At 59.4% G+C, this 18,771-nt stretch carries 17 protein-coding genes; 8 read left to right on the forward strand and 9 right to left on the reverse strand.

The genetic code is table 11. The features are described 5' to 3' along the window. Positions 1-399 precede the first annotated feature (399 nt). Positions 400-1,260, forward strand: a complete 861-nt coding sequence (locus tag JNL86_16170; protein ID MBL8044444.1) for an NAD(+)/NADH kinase — start codon at positions 400-402, stop codon at positions 1,258-1,260. A gap of 16 nt (positions 1,261-1,276) precedes the next feature. Here the strand turns inward: JNL86_16170 and JNL86_16175 are convergent, their stop codons facing one another. The 4 genes from JNL86_16175 to JNL86_16190 form a co-directional block, all read right to left on the reverse strand. Continuing rightward, positions 1,277-2,647, reverse strand: a complete 1,371-nt coding sequence (locus tag JNL86_16175) for an FAD-dependent oxidoreductase (protein ID MBL8044445.1) — start codon at positions 2,645-2,647, stop codon at positions 1,277-1,279. A 184-nt stretch (positions 2,648-2,831) separates the two neighbouring features. Then, positions 2,832-4,286 carry a class II fumarate hydratase gene (locus JNL86_16180; GenBank protein MBL8044446.1) on the reverse strand — a complete coding sequence of 485 codons (1,455 nt, stop codon included), beginning with the start codon at positions 4,284-4,286 and terminating at the stop codon, positions 2,832-2,834. A 224-nt stretch (positions 4,287-4,510) separates the two neighbouring features. Continuing rightward, positions 4,511-4,969 (reverse strand): Hsp20/alpha crystallin family protein, encoded by a 459-nt coding sequence (locus tag JNL86_16185; GenBank protein MBL8044447.1) that lies wholly within the window; start codon positions 4,967-4,969, stop codon positions 4,511-4,513. Between the two features lie 284 nt (positions 4,970-5,253). After that, positions 5,254-6,387: a citrate synthase gene (locus JNL86_16190; GenBank protein ID MBL8044448.1), complete on the reverse strand. Its 1,134-nt coding sequence runs from the start codon at positions 6,385-6,387 to the stop codon at positions 5,254-5,256. Between the two features lie 465 nt (positions 6,388-6,852). Here JNL86_16190 and JNL86_16195 point away from each other — a divergent pair, with 465 nt between their 5' ends. Then, a complete protein-coding gene (locus JNL86_16195; protein MBL8044449.1) occupies positions 6,853-7,236 on the forward strand; it encodes a hypothetical protein in 384 nt (127 codons plus the stop codon). Positions 7,237-7,242: 6 nt separating this feature from the next. On the opposite strand, the gene JNL86_16200 is transcribed toward JNL86_16195, so the two are convergent. After that, positions 7,243-7,620 carry a hypothetical protein gene (locus tag JNL86_16200; protein ID MBL8044450.1) on the reverse strand — a complete coding sequence of 126 codons (378 nt, stop codon included), beginning with the start codon at positions 7,618-7,620 and terminating at the stop codon, positions 7,243-7,245. 101 nt (positions 7,621-7,721) lie between these two features. Between JNL86_16200 and arsC the strand changes: the two genes are divergently transcribed. Together arsC and JNL86_16210 are read left to right on the forward strand one after the other, a co-directional pair. Then, the gene (arsC, locus tag JNL86_16205; protein ID MBL8044451.1) at positions 7,722-8,072 is read left to right on the forward strand and encodes an arsenate reductase (glutaredoxin); all 351 of its coding nucleotides are present in this window, start codon (positions 7,722-7,724) and stop codon (positions 8,070-8,072) included. A gap of 23 nt (positions 8,073-8,095) precedes the next feature. Next, a complete protein-coding gene (locus JNL86_16210; GenBank protein MBL8044452.1) occupies positions 8,096-8,335 on the forward strand; it encodes a hypothetical protein in 240 nt (79 codons plus the stop codon). 69 nt (positions 8,336-8,404) lie between these two features. Here JNL86_16210 and rnd read toward each other — a convergent pair whose 3' ends face one another. The 4 genes from rnd to JNL86_16230 all read right to left on the reverse strand — a co-directional run bounded on the left by rnd (position 8,405) and on the right by JNL86_16230 (position 13,206). Next, complete coding sequence (gene rnd, locus JNL86_16215) at positions 8,405-9,610, reverse strand: ribonuclease D (protein MBL8044453.1); 1,206 nt, start codon at positions 9,608-9,610, stop codon at positions 8,405-8,407. A gap of 3 nt (positions 9,611-9,613) precedes the next feature. Further along, complete coding sequence (locus JNL86_16220; GenBank protein ID MBL8044454.1) at positions 9,614-10,240, reverse strand: J domain-containing protein; 627 nt, start codon at positions 10,238-10,240, stop codon at positions 9,614-9,616. Positions 10,241-10,354: 114 nt separating this feature from the next. After that, positions 10,355-11,614: a putative Na+/H+ antiporter gene (locus tag JNL86_16225; GenBank protein ID MBL8044455.1), complete on the reverse strand. Its 1,260-nt coding sequence runs from the start codon at positions 11,612-11,614 to the stop codon at positions 10,355-10,357. 149 nt (positions 11,615-11,763) lie between these two features. Beyond that, positions 11,764-13,206: an NAD-dependent malic enzyme gene (locus JNL86_16230; protein MBL8044456.1), complete on the reverse strand. Its 1,443-nt coding sequence runs from the start codon at positions 13,204-13,206 to the stop codon at positions 11,764-11,766. 169 nt (positions 13,207-13,375) lie between these two features. On the opposite strand from JNL86_16230, the gene JNL86_16235 reads away from it, so the two are divergent. The 4 genes from JNL86_16235 (at position 13,376) to JNL86_16250 (ending at position 18,681) form a co-directional block, all read left to right on the forward strand. Continuing rightward, positions 13,376-13,600, forward strand: coding sequence for a hypothetical protein (locus tag JNL86_16235; GenBank protein MBL8044457.1), 225 nt, complete (start codon positions 13,376-13,378; stop codon positions 13,598-13,600). Between the two features lie 146 nt (positions 13,601-13,746). Beyond that, positions 13,747-17,439 (forward strand): DUF255 domain-containing protein, encoded by a 3,693-nt coding sequence (locus JNL86_16240; GenBank protein ID MBL8044458.1) that lies wholly within the window; start codon positions 13,747-13,749, stop codon positions 17,437-17,439. 74 nt (positions 17,440-17,513) lie between these two features. After that, positions 17,514-18,089, forward strand: coding sequence for an OmpA family protein (locus JNL86_16245; protein ID MBL8044459.1), 576 nt, complete (start codon positions 17,514-17,516; stop codon positions 18,087-18,089). A 208-nt stretch (positions 18,090-18,297) separates the two neighbouring features. Continuing rightward, positions 18,298-18,681 carry a CBS domain-containing protein gene (locus JNL86_16250; GenBank protein ID MBL8044460.1) on the forward strand — a complete coding sequence of 128 codons (384 nt, stop codon included), beginning with the start codon at positions 18,298-18,300 and terminating at the stop codon, positions 18,679-18,681. Positions 18,682-18,771: the final 90 nt, after the last annotated feature.

Consider the following 18,771-nt stretch of genomic DNA (forward strand, 5'->3'; position numbering starts at 1 on the left):
GGATGGCCAACACCAGGTGCTCGGTGCCCAGGTAATCGTTCTGATGGCGCTCGGCTTCTTCACGTGCCAGGATGATGATCTTGCGACCCTTGTCCGTGAACCGTTCGAACATCCCGCCTCCTTATGGTGATGGGGTCTGTATAGAGAAGCCTTAGCTGAGTGATGTGATGCAAATCAAAGGCTCACACACTGCGATGATGTGATTCTAACTACCGCAGTATGGGGTGTCAAGGTATTGAGCGAATCGTGAAAGGCGCGCTAGGACTGTCGAATCGCACGCGCATGCGATCGCGAAATAGTCCTCCTCGCGGTGCCCGTGTTTGACAGTAAAAGAATCATCTCGATACAATCCCGCACCGTTCAACCGGCTCCTCACCTCAGTGTCCCGCGGTCTCATGTATGAAAAGCAAAAGCATCGGTATCCTCACGAAACCAAAATTTCCCGAAGTGAAATCGACTGTGCAGGCCGTGGTCACCTGGCTGCGTTCCCGGAGCATCGACGTGTTGCTGGATACGACTGCGACCGCCCTCCTCGGTGAACCAGGTGGCTTTCAAAAAACGCAACTGGCCAGCAAGGCCGATGTGCTCCTGGTTCTCGGCGGCGACGGGACCATGCTGAATGCAGCCCGTTTGGCCGGCGAGCGTGGCATTCCCATTCTTGGGGTGAATATGGGGGGGCTCGGATTTCTGACCGAAGTCGTCCTAGAGAATTTGTATCCGTCCCTTGAGCGCGTGTTTGCCAATGATTTTGTGCTCGAAGAACGCCTGATGCTGAAAACCCACGTGCATCGGCACGGCGAAACGGTGGCGCGTGGGGTGGTCCTGAATGATGTGGTCGTCAGCAAGGGGACGCTTGCCCGGATGATCGAGTTGAAGATTGCCATTCAAGGGCAATTTGTCACGAATTTGCGCGGCGATGGTTTGATCGTGAGCACGCCGACAGGCTCGACAGCCTACTCACTGTCCGCCGGTGGACCGATCATTAATCCGGCCGTCTCGTCGTTGATTCTGACGCCGGTCTGTCCCCACACCCTGACACATCGTCCCTTGATCGTGCCTGCCACCGCGCAGATTGAAATCATCCTGACCAGTAAGGACGACGGGGCGATGGCCACCCTGGACGGCCAAGTCGGCGTGGCCTTGACGCAGGGGGATACGGTCGAACTTCACGCTTCCGAAAATCTGACCAGACTGATTCGATTTCCGGAGAGCAGTTATTACGAGGTGTTGCGGGAAAAACTGAAGTGGGGAGATGGATGAGGAAACGGCGGGCGCGCTATGCGCGCCCGCGTTCGATCTGAGCCAACATGTCCGCGTTCGACGCAAACTTGAATTCCCCAATGGCATCCGGCGAACCGGCATGGCTCTTCTCAACGGCATCCAGCACTTTAAGGCTTTCCAGATCCACCGGCTTGCTCTTTCGTTCCTTCAACAAGCCCTGTAGCTTCGCAACCACGTCCCCTGCTCCGGGACGTCGTTGCCCGGTCTTAGTTGCCAGGTAACGCGCCATCACTTCCGCACACCAGTCTCCGTCACGCTTGGCAATCCCGACGAGTCCCTCGCTGGCCTTTCTCGCCCATCCGGCCAGAAATACGCCATCCACGACCTGACCGGACTTTTCATCATAGGCCTGGAACAATGAATCGTCCGGATCATTGCCGGTCTTGGTCGGATTCGTGACATAGACGCCGTTCTTGTACGGGAGTCCCACCGTGTCATCGACCCGGTCGCCGACGGCGAATACGACGCTGTCGACAGGGAATTCATAGTACTGTTTGAGGCCAACTGCGGCCGTATCGTCGCCTTTCGGCTCCAGTTTGTTTTCTTCCATCTCCAGCGCCCGCACCCGGTTGTTGCCGTCCACGAGCACCCGCTTGGGAGAGGCGAGAAAACGAAAGCCCATTTTTGAGGGGCTATCCGTCTGCTCACACTTGGTGAACTCGGCGGTCAGGCTTGCCAGCACTTCATCCGCATTTTGTCCGACGGCGGCAAGCCGTTCCTTGATGCGGGCGAATTCCTTGGCGATGCCCTCGTGATCCATGTTTGAGCAGACCGCGCGAATTTCTTTGGGATTGTACTTGCGCTCCACCGGGCCGCGGCGGGCGATAGCCGTGACGCGTTCGACTTTTTTGTAACGAATCAACCAATGGGCGATATCGACCATCACGTCGCCGACGCCGATGATGGCGACATGTTTGCCCATATCGAACGGCCGATCGCCGAATCCTGGCAAGCGATTGAAGTGGTAGACGACGTCTTTGGCGTGGAAGACACCCTTGGCGGAATCACCTTCGACACCGATGGCTTTCGTGCCCTGGGCGCCGATCGAGAACGCGATCGCACTGGCCCCCAAGCCTCGCAGCTCGTCAACGGACAGGTCTTTCCCTTGCCCGACGGAGACGTTTCCGAAGTAGTGCACATTGGGTTGTTCGAGCATGTCCCAATATTGCTTTTTCAAGCCGCCCCGCAATTTGAGCTTGCTGGGGAAAATCCCATACTCCGCCAACCCGCCGAACTTGATGTCGCGATTGAGGATGATGACCTCATGACCGGCATCAGCCATGTTCTTGGCTAGGGCCATTCCGGCAGGGCCTGCGCCCACGACGATGACTACATGTCCGCTTGTCTCGGAACCGGTTGCACTCATTATCTACCCTTCAATGTATATCGATAATAGTAACGCGTGATGACCTTCGACCGTCGGACGGCCAAAGAACCCAAAATTTTTGGCACGGTAGCACAGGGGTCGTCGGGCTGTCAAAATCACGCATGGCACCCACGAGCCCCTGGGCCGACCAATGTCGAGGCCGGATGACGATCCGTCCCGGCTTCTACCCGCCTGCACTCCCGACCGGCCCGCCGGCCTGGGTCATCCGCCACGGATCCAGGAGTTGCGAGAGTCGCTTCTCCGGCAACACGTTCTGCTCCCGGGCCACTTCTCGAACGGTCTTCCCCGATTTGTAGGCATCCTTGGCCAGCTTTGCGGCCGCTTCGTACCCGATCACAGGGGCGAGTGCCGTACACATGGCCAGGCTTTCTTCAATGAGGCTCTTGCAGCGCTCTTCGTTCGCTTTGATGCCACCGATGCACTTCACGGCAAAATTTGTCGATGCGGTTGCGAGGAGTTCGATGGACTGCAGCAGGTTGTAGGCCATCACAGGCAGCATCACGATCAATTCGAAATTGGCGGCCTGGCCGCCGACGGTGACGGTGACATCGTTTCCGATGACCTGGGCGCAGACCATGGTGACGGACTCTGCAATGACCGGATTGACCTTGCCGGGCATGATGGATGAGCCGGGCTGTGTCTCGGGAAGATTGATTTCCCCGAGTCCGCAGCGCGGTCCGGAGCCGAGCCAACGAATGTCGTTGGCGATCTTCATCAGGCTGACGGCCAGGGTGCGGAGTTCTCCGCTGGCTTCAACCAGGGAATCCTGTGCCGACTGACCTTCAAAGTGGTTGACCGCTTCCTTGAAACTGCAGCTGGTTTCCTTTGAAATGATAGCCATGACCTTGGAGGCGAATTTCGGATGGCAGTTCAGACCGGTGCCGACCGCGGTGCCGCCGAGGGCGACTTCGCTGAGCGCTGCCTGTGCCCGTTTCATCCGTGCGATGCCCAACTCAATCTGTCTGGCATAGCCTCCGAATTCCTGTCCCAATCGGACCGGTGTCGCGTCCTGTAAATGGGTGCGTCCGATTTTCACGATCTTGTCGAATTCGCGGGCCTTGTTCTTGAGTGATTTATGGAGTTCGGTCAGCGCGGGGATCAGCTGCCGTTCGATCGTTTCGGATGCCGCGATGTGAATGGCCGTCGGAATCACGTCATTGCTCGACTGTCCCAGGTTCACATGATCGTTCGGGTGGACCAACTTGCTGCCTCTGGCACCTCCGAGCAGTTCCGTCGCGCGATTGGAAATGACTTCGTTGGTGTTCATGTTTGTCGACGTACCGGAACCGGTTTGGAAAATATCCACCGGAAATTCCGCATCGAGCCGACCGTCAACCACTTCGGTCGCAGCCCGCACGATGGCGTCCGCCGGCTTTTTATCGAGCAGTTTGAGCGAATGATTGACCGAGGCCGCGGCGCGTTTGATCAAGCCCATGGCTCGGATCATGGAGCGCGGAATGCGCAGTGAACTGATCGGGAAGTTTTCGATCGCGCGGGCCGTTTGCACGCCATAGTACGCATTGGATGGAACCGGCAGTTCCCCCATGGTGTCGCGCTCGATGCGCGTGGCTGTCGTCAGGGATGGCGTGTTGTCGGACGTGCGTGACGCTTTCTTCATCGTCGGATCTCCTCGAATGGCTGGCGGTTAACGTGCTGGAACCGCGCATATTAAACGCTCCTCCTGCGGAAGCACAAGCATCGGCTGCTACCAGATCAGGGCATCCGCGGTGACGTCGTTGCGGGTTGGATGGAGACTGCCGGATGAGCAGCGGGGCGTGGTGGTCACAAAAAGAAAAGGCCCGCGCATGCGCGGGCCTTGCTTCACAGACCTCGGTCGATCGATCAGGCGATCTTCACCTCGATCTGTTTGGGTTTTGCCTTTTCCGATTTCGGGAGATGCAGATGCAGGATGCCGTCGGCATACTCCGCCTTCACCTTGCTCTCATCGACCGAGTCGGGTAGCGTGAACGTCCGGACAAATCGGCCGTACGACCGTTCGATCCGATGATACTTCTTCCCCTTTTCGTCCTTTTCCTGTTTGCGCTCCCCTTGGATAGTGAGCACACTGTCCTCGACCGTCACCTTCACATCTTCCCGCTTCACTTCAGGAAGCTCCGCCTTGATCGCATATTCGGCTTCGCTCTCGCTGATGTCCACGGTCGGCGTCCAGTCCGCCACCGTCATGACTTCCTTTCCCTGCCCGACGCTCCCGCCGTTCGCCGGCCGAGACACCATCCGATTCAACCGGTCGGACATGTCCTGCAACTCCCGAAACGGATCCCAACGTACGATAGCCATGATGCCTCCTCCTTGTGTGTATGGATGGTCGATTTTCCCTTGCGACATCCTACTTACAAGTAGTGAGGTAATCCCCTGCGCATTGAAGTCAAGCGCATCCTGGACAGAGGAATGTTCCATCCAGGGCCTTGACATTAGGGGGGCCGGCATTATTTAGTAGCCCCCTTCATAGAGGAGACGATCGCCATGTTGGAATTCATATCCTATGCGTTGCTCGGCGGTATCATGTTTGTCACGTCGGTCGTGGTCTGGTGGTTTATCGGTCGCACCGAGTAGATCCCGTTGCCCTACCGCCGGTCGATTGGGACGTAGTGCCGGTTGTGTTCGCCGGAGTAAATCTGGTCTGGCCGGTACAGTTTGTTCTCCCGCAACTGCTCCAACCAGTGCGCCAGCCACCCGCTGACCCGCGCCATCGCAAACAGCGGGGTGAAGAGGTCGACTTCGATTCCCATCTTGTCGTAGATGATGCCTGAGTAGAAGTCGACGTTGGGGTAGATGCCCTTGTCCTTCAGGTGTTCTCCCGCCAATTGCTCCACGGCCACCGCGACTTCATAGAGCGGAGAGGTGCCGCAGACATTGAACAACCGCATGCAAAGATCCTGTAGGACGGTTGCGCGCGGATCTTTCACTTTGTAGACCCGGTGCCCGAATCCCATGAGTTTGTTCTTGCCCTGAAGCCGTGCGTCGACCGCTGCCTTGGCCTGGGCCGGGGTGCCGATCTCCCGCAACATCATGACCACTTCCTCGTTGGCGCCACCGTGCAAGGGGCCCTTCAAGGCGCCGATCGAAGACGCCACCACCGTATACGGATCGGCCAGGGTCGAGGCCGTCACCATGCCGGCAAAGGTGGAGGCATTCATGGTGTGCTCGGCGTGCAGGATCAAACAGTCGTCAAACACTTCGCTCCAGAGCGGATGGGGAACATTTTCCGTCAGCATGTAGAGAAAGTTGTCGGAAAAGGCCAGATCATCCCGCGGGGGAATGTATTCGTCTCCGCGCCGCAACCGGGCCCAAGCGGCCACGATCGTAGGCAGTTTGGCGATCAGCCGTACTGCGGACCAATAGTTGTTCGCCACATCTTTGACGTTGCGTCCAGGATAAAACATCCCCAGTGCCGCGACGGCCGCCTGCAGCGCATCCATGGGATGGCCGTGTTCCGGCATGACCTTCAGCAGATCCACAATGCGAAACTTGATCCGGCGATGGTGCGTGACGTCGTTCACCCACTGCGTCAGCTCGGTGGCATTCGGCAATCGGCCGAACAACAGCAAGTAACTGGTTTCGAGGAAGGACGAGTGCTGACAGAGTTCCTCGACGCGGATGCCACGGTATTCAAGAAGTCCTCGCGTCCCGTCGACATCACTGATTGCCGATTTCGCAGCGGGAACGCCGGCTAGTCCCGGCATAAAGTCATGGGGCATAGACTCTCTCCTCTCTCCATTAGGACATAGGGCCCGATCTGAGTCGGCTGTGGGCGGTGTCAGGGAACATGCGCCTGTCCCGGCTCGACCGATGGATGCCGACTCGGTGTCAGCTTACCATGATCGCAACGATCGACCCAGCGGTCACCTTGAATTGATGAGACGCGGTTGGCATACTACCGCACAATGATCGTGACGATCGAACAAGGGGAAACTCGTGGGGCGGTTGGCACGTATCCTGGTGGGACTTGGGCTTCTAGGCGCCGCGGCGGCGGCCCTGTGGGTTCTTGTCGGTGAACGCCCGGTCGAACAGTCGGGGGCGGTATTTTCATCGGGCTCGCAACGGGTCGGACGCAACGCGCTGAGTCACGGAGGACCGGTCGACGATCCTATATCGGGACGTCGGTCGACATCCCGGCGCGATGGGACTCCCGATCCCTACTCCAACATCACAACGAGGTGAGCATGAGCTGGGGTTACTGGCTGCCGTTCGTGTTGTTGACCATCTGTCGTGTGGCGTCTCCTGCGTGGGCCGATGACGACCAGATGTTTTTTGCGGTCGTCAGCGCTGTGCCAAAAGATAAGACGCGTGTTTCTGCGAAAGTGTTGTCGGACGGAGCCGTTTCCGATCTGAAACTCATCCCGGGCGATGCGGTCGTGGGAAATCCGGTGTGGCGTACCTTGGAAGTCTGTCATGCGCTGAAGATTGAGGGGGTGAGAATCGCGGAAGGCCTGAAGGTGCTCTCGGCCAAGGTACTCGATGCCAGCATGCTGCCGATGGCGCTGCAGGGGTATGCGGGGGATTGTCTGATCAAGAAGGCTGTGGAGATTGCGCCGTTGGCAGATTGAGGCGAATTATGATGCACACGCGGGGCAGATGGTCGGCTCCTCGTCCGCGTCACACTCGTCTGCGGTGAGTGGAAACATTTGCTCACAGACCCGGCAGGTGCGGATTTCGAAGTAGGCCACGCCCTTTTCGTCGATCTCCGTCGGTAACAACAATTCAAGCGGATCGTATCCCAGGCGGGCGTCGTCGTCGAATCGAATGACCGCCAAGCGGTCGTTGAAGACCTCGAACGTGGCTTCCGTACCCTTTCGTTCCAACCGGTGCCCCACGACGAAGACCGGTTGCCCCTTACGTTTGGTCCGGAGGTCTTTCAAGGTGCGCTGCTTGGCGGTGGCGCAGGAGAATTTGCCGGTCTGGTCGCTGGTGTCGGTTCCGAAGGTTGGCATGGAAGTTGGGTCTCGTTTCGAAGTTGATTGCCTGCGTCCATGTAACACAGGAGAAAAATTAGCGTCAAGGGAACCCCGAAGGAAGGAGTGCGAAGAAGCCTATGGCGGAGATCACGATTTATCAGAAGCCCACCTGTTCAACCTGCCGGGAGGCCGTGCGATTGGTGCGGGAAAGCGGCCAGCCGTTCACCGCGATCAATTATTACGAGAAGCCGTTTACAAAGAGCCAGCTGCAGGCCCTGCTGAAAAAGGCCGGACTGTCCGCACGCGATATCTTGCGCACGAAAGAAGATCTGTACAAATCGCTGAAGCTGTCCGACCCTGCTCTGAGTCAGGACCAACTACTGGACCACATGGTGGCCCACCCCGATCTGATCCAGCGGCCGATCGTAGAAAAAGGCGACACGGTGATGTTGGCGCGTCCGGCCGAGACGGTCAGCAAACTTCTGTAAGGCAGAAACGAAAGGGGGCAGTGATGGTGGCCTACAGCTCGGCAGATCGGGTGTCGTTCTTGGGGCGAGTGCTCCAACGCCTCAATCTCCGCTTTCCGTCCCTCTTTCTGCTGTTCGCCGTGCTCACCGTCGTGGATTTCATCGTGCCTGATGTGATTCCCCTGGCGGATGAAATCGGACTCGCGTTGCTGACGGTACTGTTCGGCATGTGGAAAGAGCGCCGCATCTTGCGCTCGAATGCCGGCGGTCGCGGGACCCGATGATGCGCGAGCTCAATGCTGAGGTGAAGTCGTCGTGGGAGCGGACAAGGCGCGCGGTTCGTACGAACGGGGCTACGAATGGTCCAGATGTCCGAAGCGCAGTTTGCCGACGGAGGGGTCGATCCACACCTTGAGATCCCCGGAGAGGACATGCAAGAGCGTCTCCCCCACCAGCTGACGTCGCCACCCGCGTAACACGGGAATATCCAGCTCTTCTACGGGTGAGACACGCTCGACGAGTGCTTGTAGATCGCCGGTGGTGGCGATCATGGTCGGCGCGATGTTTTCCATCGCCGCGCGGGATTTCAGCACCGCCTGCAAGAGTTCCAGGACACCGGTGGATTCGGGGTCCGGCTTGCGGTCGCGCGGGACGTCCGGCCATTCGGACTCAGGACGGGCCAGCGCTTGCTGCATGGTGGTCAGCAGAGCCTGTCCGTTGCGTTCCACCTCTGAGGAGTACATGCCGCGCATGCCCCGGAGTTGCTCGAGCGTCCGCGGCGTCTGCCGCGCCAATTGAACCAACACCTCATCGCGCATCACCCGGCCCCGAGGCACATTGCGGCGTCGTGCCTCCCCTTCCCGCCAGGCGGCGAGGTCGCGCAGGACCCCCGCGGCGCGCGGTTTGAGACTATCCCATCCGCGAATGCGCTGATACCGTTCCTGCGGGTCTCGCGCCTGCGCGCCCAGCGATACCTCTAAGCGGGAAAATTCCTCATCCACCCACTGGAGGCGACCCATCACGGAGAGTTTCTGGCGCAGGTGCCGATGAATGGGCAGGAGAAACGTCACGTCGTCCAGCGCGTAGACGAGTTGATCTTGGCTCAGCGGGCGTTGACTCCAATTGGTAAAGGTATGGGCCTTGTCGAGTTTGACCCCCTGTACCCGCTGCACCAAATTGGCATAGGCGGTTTGCGCACCATACCCGACCATGGCGGCGGCGATCTGCGTGTCGAAAAACGGTTTCGGCAATCGACCCGCATGGTGGGCGAACAGCTCAAGGTCCTGCCTTCCGGCATGAAGGACCTTCTCGATACGCGCTTCGCACACGAGGTCCCAAAACCGGGCCATCGGGGCTCCGCCCTGTACAGCGGGAAAATCAATGACCGCAGCCACACCGTCCGCCGCGACTTGGATCAGTTCCAGGCGCGGGATGAAATGATCTTCTCCCATGAACTCGGTATCGATCGCGATCACCGGGCTGTCTGCCAGGCGGTCGCAGAGCGCGTCGAGCATCTCGTGGGACGTAATGAAGGTCTGGTTCGGGTCCACTGTGGCCATGGGTTACTCGGTGGGCCGATATTCTCCGCGCGAAATCGGTGGTTCGGTGTTGCTCAGGCTGAGGTATTCTTTAAGAAATTGATATGCTTCCAGAATCCGTCGGAGTTCCGGTTCGGAACTGCGGTCGCCGTTGCGGGCATCAGGGTGTAGTTCTTTCGCACGTTGCCTGAACGCCGTGGTGACGTCAGCGAGCGGGGTTCCGAACTCCAGCCCCAGCAGTTGATAGGCATCGCAGGCGTTGGTGACCTCCCCGCTCGTGCTTGTGGCGCTCCCCTCTCCTCCGGTGTTCTTGAGAAAGTCTGCCAGGTTGATTTTGCGCCGGCGTCGCCGCGGACGTTCGCGGATCTCGCTGTCGAGTTCATCCCAGCGGTCTTCGACAAATTCCAACCTGGACTCCAAGCGGGCAGCGCCGGAGACGTCGCTCACATGCTCCAGTTCCTCTTCGATTTGTCCCAGGGACCGTTCCACCTCTTCGAGCGCCGGTTCGATGCGGAAATAGCTGTCGACCCGCTCCTGCATCATAAAATCGACGGCAAACTCCATGCTGTCCACATTCTTGGCGCGCAGCATCCCGATCCGTCGCCGCATGCCTCGCTGATATTTGAACAAGCGATTGGTAGAGAAGGCCACAAGTCCTCGTCAGGCGCGACCTCGCGAGCGTGCGGCAAGGTCGTCCGCATCTTAGCACAACCGTTTGTACGGGAATAAGAGTGGCGTGTGCAAGCCGAATGGCATTGCGCGGCATTAGAGAAACCAGAACCACAGGGCTGCGGTGATCGTGGGAGGCAGTGCAGCCAGAAACAGTCGAAACGGATGTAGGGTCTGCTCCTCGAGGTGAGGTCGAAGGATGGCGGCCCCGGCGGGATTAGGCGCGTTGGCGATGATGGTCAGTCCCCCACCGGTGACGGCGCCTGCTACCAGGGCATATTTGAACGCATCCGATAAGCCCTCGACCAAGGAGCCGAGGTATGTGAGGGCGGCGTTATCGGTGAATGCCGTGAGGATGGTCGCTCCCACGAACACCGCTTCCGGTCCCATGGACAATAACACCGGTTGCAGCCACCATTGTTGTTGCCCGCCCAGCACGACAAGGCCTGCCAGAAAGAAGGCAACCAGGAGGCCTTCACGAAGGATGAGGCGGTCCTGATGTCGAGCATAGGCCTGGGCGACGCCGAGAAACAGCAGGAACAGGCCGAGGAATAACGCGGGGTGGTGAGCAAAGCGCACGACCATCGCGAGGAAGACGAGGTGGGCGAAAAGGAGACCGACGGGGACGCGATCACGTTCATCATGGCTCACGCCTGGTGAGACCCGACGGAGTTCTGAACGGAACAGGACCGCTGCGGCAATGGCATTGATCGCCACCGCCAGGGCTGCCTTCCAGCCGAACGCACTCAACATGAATTCAAAGTCCCAGTGCCAGGTTCCTGCCACCATCAAGACCGGAGGGGCGGCGAACGGAGTGAGTGTGCCCCCGATGGAGACGTTGACGAAGAGTACCCCCAGGGTGGCGTATTTCAGGGGGGTCGAGATGCCGGCGCGGAAAAAGGCGTCGCGCAGCAGGAGCGCGGCCAGGGTCATCGCTGCCGGTTCGGTGATCAGCGAGCCGAGGAGCGGGACGAGGGACAGCACCGTGATGTAGAGGCTGATACCGTGTGGTAGCGGAAGGGCCTGACTCACTAGTCGTACTCCGGTCCGCGCCAGGTGCACGATCGGTCGTGTGCCAGCAATCACCATGATGGCGAATACGAACAGGGCTTCCGTGAAGTTGCGGGAGTCGAGGTAATGCACGGCAGCGGCCGCGCCGTCCGTCACGAACATCGCCGCGATCAGGACGCAGGCCCAAAACCCGAATGCCACTTCTACCTCGCCCAGTAGATGCCACAGCCCCGCATGCGCCGGACGGGAATGCGCCAAATGTTCGAAGAAGGAGGTAGCGAAGGTATGCGCGATCGCCACGACGAACAGGGTGGTCCCGATCAGTTGAATGGTGGTTGGTGTCACGTCGCGTTCCTGGTTGGGTTCACTGCACCGGAGGGTTGTCGTGGTACGGACGCACTGCGCTGGAGCAATGACCGTCCGCTGTACTCTACCTGGATTGTTCCGCTCACGCCAACGAGGAGAGAAAATGAGGGCAAGCTGGCGGCTGCACGCTAGGGAAGGTCGTCGTCGATTTTGATGCGGCGCCGGGCAACACCGGATGTGCGTGCGGCGGCAGCCACGGCCTTGGCCACACGCGGGACCACTTCACGGTCGAAGACGCTGGGGATGATATAGTCTTCCGAAAGCGCGTCGGCCGGCACACATTCGGCGATGGCCTGGGCGGCGGCCAGTTTCATCGGCTCGTTGATCTCACTGGCCTGGACATCGAGGGCCCCGCGGAAAATTCCCGGAAACGAGAGGGCGTTGTTGATCTGGTTGGGATAGTCGGATCGGCCGGTGGCGAAAATACGCGACAACTCATCGCCAATCTTCGGATCGATTTCGGGATCAGGATTGGCCATGGCGAACACGATGCGATCCTGATTCATGCGCTCCAGGTCCTCTCTTGTGAGGACGTTCCCCACCGACAGGCCGATAAACACGTCGGCGCCTTTCAACGCGTCGTGCAAGGTGCCGCGTGGCTGATCGCGCCGGATACAGGCCTGCAAATCGGTGCGGCAGGCGCGGAGTTCCTCCGCCTCCCCCATTAAGACGATGCCTTCCTTGTCGCAGCCGACCAGGTGACAGGCACCGGCGGCCAGGAGAATGCGGCAGCAGGCGGTGCCCGCCGCGCCGAGTCCGTTCACGACGATGCGGACGTCTTCCATGCGTTTGCCGACCACGGTGAGCGCATTGGTCAGCGCAGCCAGGAGGACCACGGCTGTGCCGTGCTGGTCGTCGTGCATCACCGGAATGTCGAGGGATGTCTTGAGCGCCCGTTCGATTTCGAAACAGCGTGGCGCACTGATATCTTCGAGGTTGATGCCTCCGAACCCTGGCGCGATACCACGAACGACGCGGACGATGTCTTCAGGATCCTGTGTTCCAAGGCAGATCGGCCAGGCATCAATGCCGGCCAACTCTCTGAAGAGCATGACCTTCCCTTCCATCACCGGCAAGGCGGCCGCAGGGCCGAGATTGCCCAGGCCCAATACGGCAGACCCGTCCGTCACAACCGCCACACTGTTGCTCTTGCTGGTAAAGGCGTAGGCTTTGGAGGGATCCTTCGCAATCGCCTTGCAGACGCGGCCGACACCGGGTGTATAGATCATCGAGAGGACGTTGCGCGTGGTGACCGGAACTTTACTTTGCACTTTGATTTTTCCCCCGAGGTGCAGGAGAAAAATCCGATCGGAGGCGGAGAGCACGTTCACCTCCGGCAACGCTTCGAGCCGTTCGAGGACCCGCTCCCCGTGGGCCTCATTCTGCACGTCGAAAGTGATGTCTCTGATCATGCGTTCGGCATTGGCTGAGACAATGTCCACCGCGCCGAGGTTCGCGCCTTCTTCCGCTAACAGGGCGGCCACTTTGGCGAAAATTCCCGGTTTGTTGAGCAGTGCGAGGCGAACGGTCAGGCGGTAGTTCGAGTAGGGGCCGATGTCGTCCGTCGTCATGATCGGTGCCCCGATGAGGTGCGGCGCTTGTGATTAGAGTGTACCACAGCCTTCTGCCTGAAAGTTTCCGAAGCAAAAGAGTTGCATTGACTTTTTCTGACAGGTTGGCTACCCTCGCCCCGCCCTGGTGGTGGGGCACTTAATTCTCAACTTTCAAGGAGGGGGTTCCATGAAGCGTGCACTATTTGCATTCGTAGCGGCGGCCATTCTCGTTGCGTTCACCGCTCCGTCATTCGCGGGCGATGACAAGAAGAAGGAAGAGAAGAAGGGCGGCCATTTCTCCCAGACCGTATTCGGGGACGATAAGAAGAAGGAAGAGAAGAAGGGTGGACACCTGTCCCAGACCGTGTTCGGCGATGACAAGAAGAAGGAAGAGAAGAAGGGCGGCCACTGAGCCCAGTCTCCTGATTCTTTCGTAATGTAAAATTGGCTCGCGACTCCGGATGCCGGCGCGGGCCAATTTTTTGTCCGTATTCCTCCGCGACAGTCCCCTGCTTCACTTCATTGACCCATTCCGTTGGTGCATGTTACGGTTCGCGCATGACCGATCACGCTGATCCTCGACGCCCCAACCGCCTCATTCGCGAGACCAGTCCCTATCTGTTGCAGCATGCGTACAACCCCGTGGATTGGTATCCCTGGGGCCCAGAGGCTCTGGCCCAGGCCGCGACCCTCGGTCGGCCCATTCTCCTCTCCATCGGGTACTCGTCCTGCCATTGGTGCCATGTCATGGAACGGGAATCGTTTGAGAACGAGGCGACGGCCGCGCTGATGAATCAACATTTCGTCTGCATCAAGGTCGACCGGGAAGAGCGACCGGACCTGGATGAAATTTATATGCAAGCGACGCTCGCGCTGAACCGGAATCAAGGCGGCTGGCCCATGACCGTCTTTTTGACGCCCGACCAAAAGCCGTTTTTTGCCGGTACGTACTTCCCGCCGTCTGACCGGTGGGGCCGACCGGGGTTTCCGACGCTCCTCAAGAAACTCGCAGAGTATTGGGAAAAGGATCGCGAGGGGGTGGTGGCGCAGGCGGCCAATCTGACGGTGCGATTGCGTGACGGCGTGACGGCTCCCTCCCCGACCACCGTCGGCGAGGCTGAACTCGACATGGCCGTGACGCAGTTTGCGGAAGACTTCGATGCAAAGCTCGGCGGGTTCGGCGGCGCGCCCAAGTTTCCACCGGCGACGGGGTTGTCGTTATTGCTCCATCGGTATCATCGGACGAAGGACGCTCATACGTTGACGATGGTGAGTACCACGCTGGACGCCATGGCGGCTGGTGGCATCTATGACCACATCGGCGGCGGCTTTGCACGCTATTCCACGGATGAACGCTGGCTGGTGCCGCATTTCGAAAAGATGCTCTACGATAATGCGCTGCTGACCCATGTCTATGTCGAGGCCTATCAAGTCACGGGCGACGACCACTATCGCCGGGTGGCGTGCGAAACGCTGGACTATATTCTCAAGGAAATGACCTCGCCGGAAGGCGGCTTCTATTCGGCCACCGACGCCGATTCCGAAGGTGTGGAAGGAAAATTTTTCGTGTGGACGCCGGAAGAGGTGCGTGCCGCGCTCGACAACGAGGAGGATGCACGACGGGTCTGCGCCTATTACGACGTGACCGAGGCCGGCAACTGGGAGCACAAGAATGTCCTCCACACCGCACACAGCCTCGAAGCCGTTGCGAAAGATCTACGGCTTTCCGCGGATGAACTGCGGCAGACGATCGACAAGGCCAAGCCGCGACTGTATGCGGCGCGGGCGCGTCGCGTTCCTCCCGGACTCGACGACAAGGTCATCACGGCATGGAACGGCATGATGATCCGCGCCATGGCGGAAGCGAGCCGCGTCTTCGGCGTCGAACGGTATCGCGAGGCCGCGCAACGAGCGTGCGATTTTCTGCTGACCACGCTCTCAAAGCCGGATGGCCGGCTCCTGCGGACCTACCGCACGGGCACCGCCCATCTGGACGCGTACCTTGAAGACTACGCCTACTTTGCCGAAGGGCTGATTGAGACCTACGAAGCCGGTGGTGATGAGCGGTATCTGTTGGCGGCGGTTCGCCTGGCTGAACGGATTCTCGCGGACTTCGTCGACGAGCAACAGGGAGGATTCTTCACGACGGCGATCGGGCACGAAGCACTGATCTTGCGCAGTCGTGAAGGACCGGATGGTGCCACCCCGAGCGGGAATGCCGTCGCCGCGTCCGTGCTGGCCAGACTGTCCTTTCACTATGCGCGGGAGGACTTCCGACAGGCCGCCGCCGCCGCGGTTCGAGCCTATGGTCGGCAGATCGCGCGTTACCCGCGGGCGTTTGCCAAAAGCTTGATAGTCGTCGACCTGCTCACGAATGGTCCCGTCGAGATTGCCGTCATCGGCGCGCCTGCGGCTTCTGGCACCAACGCGTTGAACGCTGCCGTGAATCGAATCTATCTTCCCAACCGAGTCCTTGCCCACCAGGCCCTCCCGGATGCTGCGAGCGCCCATCCCCTGCTGCAGGACAAGACGCTGGTCAACGGCCAACCGGCACTTTATGTCTGCCGGAATTTTTCCTGCCGTCGACCAATTACTGATCCGGTGGATCTTCCTGCCTTGCTCGATCCGTCACAACAGGCTGCTGAAGCATCAGCACCGCAAAAGGTCTTAAGCGGGCGTTTGCAACCGGGGTATGCCACGGCGCAAGGCACGGCGGCCTATGCCGCGCGACATATTCACCACGCATCCGAGGCCGGGTCGTTGGCCCATGGATTTGGCCCATTCGGTACGACGGGTTTGACGGCGAGTCGTCTGGGGTTTGGTACCTATCGCGTGGGGCTGCGTGAAGCCGAACACCGTGAGGCCTTGACCCAGGCGCTGCGTGCAGGCTGCAATGTGATCGATACGTCCACAAATTACATGGATGGGGAGAGCGAGCAACTGGTCGGCTCGGTCCTGCAGGGGCTCATGCGCACCGGAGACCTCGCACGAGAGGACGTGATCGTCGTCTCGAAGATCGGGTACGTACAAGGGCAGAATCTTGTGCAGGCGCAGGCTCGCGAAAAATCCGGCAAGCCCTATCCTGAGATGGTGAAGTATGGCGACGACATCTGGCATTGCATCCACCCGGAGTTTCTGGCCGATCAACTGACGCTGTCATTAGATCGGCTAGGGTTGGCCACGTTGGACGTCTGTCTGCTCCATAACCCCGAATATTTTCTTACCCATGCGACCAAACTCGGGGGGAGTGAAACCCGCCCGCTCCCGGAACTCCGCGACGAGTTCTATGCGCGCCTGCAGCGAGCCTTCGAATATTGTGAGGCGCAAGTGCAGTCCGGGCGATTGCGCGGCTATGGGGTGTCGTCAAATACGTCCACGGCAGGATCGGAGGAGGCTGGTGCAACCTCCCTCTCCCGTATGATCGAGGCGGCCACTCGGGCCGCCAGCACAGTTGGCGCCTCGTCGCATCACTTCACCGTCCTGCAGTGTCCGATGAATCTCTACGAATCCGGCGCGGCCCTGGTTCCCAACACCGGCCCCGGCAACGGCAGGACCCTGTTGGCAGAGGCGATGCAGGACGGCATCGCCGTGTTGGTGAACCGTCCCTTAAACGCCATGCCGGCGCAACGGGGTGGCGTCGTGCGGCTGGCAGATGTGTCGATGCCGGTGGCAGAGGCCACGTTCGAGGAGCAGCGGCAGAAAGTCGCGGGGCTCGAAGAAGAGTACCGCAAGAGTCTTGCGCCGGCGGTTGCGCATAGTGGGCAGGGCATGCTTCCGAGTGACTTCTTTCGCTGGGCGGAGGAACTGACCAGAATTCGGACGCAGGTTCAGGGACTGGAGCACTGGGAACAGATCGAACAGCACATGATCGCGCCGCACGTGAATCAAGTGTTGCGAGCGTTGGCGGAAGCGTTCACCGGTACCGTCGCCGAACAATGGGAGGCCTGGCGTGATCGATATGTCCCCGAGCTGTTGGCTCTCTTGAGAAGTTTGCAACGCGAGGCTGCGGAGCGCAGCCGTCTACGGACCGAGGAGCTGCATCGCGCGATCAATCCCCTGCTTCCGGAGTCGAGGCGCGCTGCGACCTTGTCGCAAAAGGCTTTGTGGGTGTTGCGCAGTACGCCTGGTGTGACGTGCGTGCTCGTCGGCATGCGGTCTCCCGCATACGTAGCGGACGCGCTACAGATTTTGCGATGGGATGCGCTGCCGCATTCGCAGCGCGTGTATGAGTGCTGTGCCGGAAAGAAGTAACTTGCCTCGTTTGCCCGTTTTGATTATTCTGTGCCACATTCAACCCACGAACCCACTCTGCGCCGGAGGTATCCATGAACCGTTTTCGCCCGTTTGCTCTGCTCGGACTCAGCGCCGTCGCTGCTCTCCTGTTCCTTGACGGCTGCGCGAGCAAAGCGGGAACCAGTGCAGGAACGACGGTGATGCCCCCGAAGCCCCGTGTCGAGGAGCGTGTCGCTGCTGCGCCGGTACAGGAAGTGCCGCCTCCGGTCGAGCCGGCACCGGTTCCATTGCGATCCGTGGAGATGGCGGCGCGTAACGCCACCGGTGAACAGAACATCCCCTTCCCGGATGTCTTGTTTGACTTCGATCAGTATGTGCTGCGAGACGATGCGCTGACCGCAGTAGAAGACAATGCCAAGCGGTTGCGAGACAACCATGTGACCAAGGTACTGCTGGAAGGCCGCTGTGACGAAATCGGCACGTCGGAATACAATCTGGTGCTAGGTGAACGGCGCGCGCTGTCCGTCAAGCGGTACCTGGAGTCGTTGGGCATGAGTCAGTTGCAGGTAGACGTGACCAGTTACGGCAAGGACCGTCCCCTGTGTCTGCAGCACAACCCGGTCTGTTGGCAGAAAAATCGTAGTGTCCACTTTGTGGTAAAAGAGTAACGGTCCTTATTCCTCTCCCCTCCGGCATGGACAACAGATGCCCATGCCGGACTCACTCGCCTCTTTCTTCGGATTTCTCGTCAGCCGTAACAAAGATTTTACGCGCCCATAACGGTGTTTCAACAAACTCGGTCTATCCTGTTCCCATAGGGACTCAGTAGCGTGTGGCACTGAGTCGATCAGACACATTCAACAAGGAGAACCGAGTATGGTGACTGTCAGTGATCTCATGACCAAGACACTAGTGACCGTGCCGGTCGGCACTTCGACGGCCGATGCGGCCAAAGTGATGAACGAGCGTCAGGTCGGTAGCGTCTTCATCGAGCAGAACAATCGTGTCGTCGGCATTGTGACCGAATCCGACATTGTTCGAAAGGTCGTCGGCGAAAACAAACCGGTACATTGTGTTTCGGTCGAATCGATCATGAGCAGCCCTGTCATCAGTCTCGACGAACGACGATCGATCACGGAGGCCGCCGATTTGATGCAGTCCCATCACACCCGTCATTTGGGCGTGGTGCAGAGCGGCGCGATCATCGGGGTGTTGTCGGTACGCGATCTGTTGCAACCGGTTGCGATAGACGAGTTCTAATCCGCATGCGGCAGGCACTCACATTGACGTTACGCCTGACCAACAGCCCGGCGTGCCAGTATTTAACACACCCGTAACATACCAGTGATG

Source organism: Nitrospira sp. (assembly GCA_016788885.1).
In the GTDB taxonomy this organism is placed as follows: domain Bacteria; phylum Nitrospirota; class Nitrospiria; order Nitrospirales; family Nitrospiraceae; genus Nitrospira_A.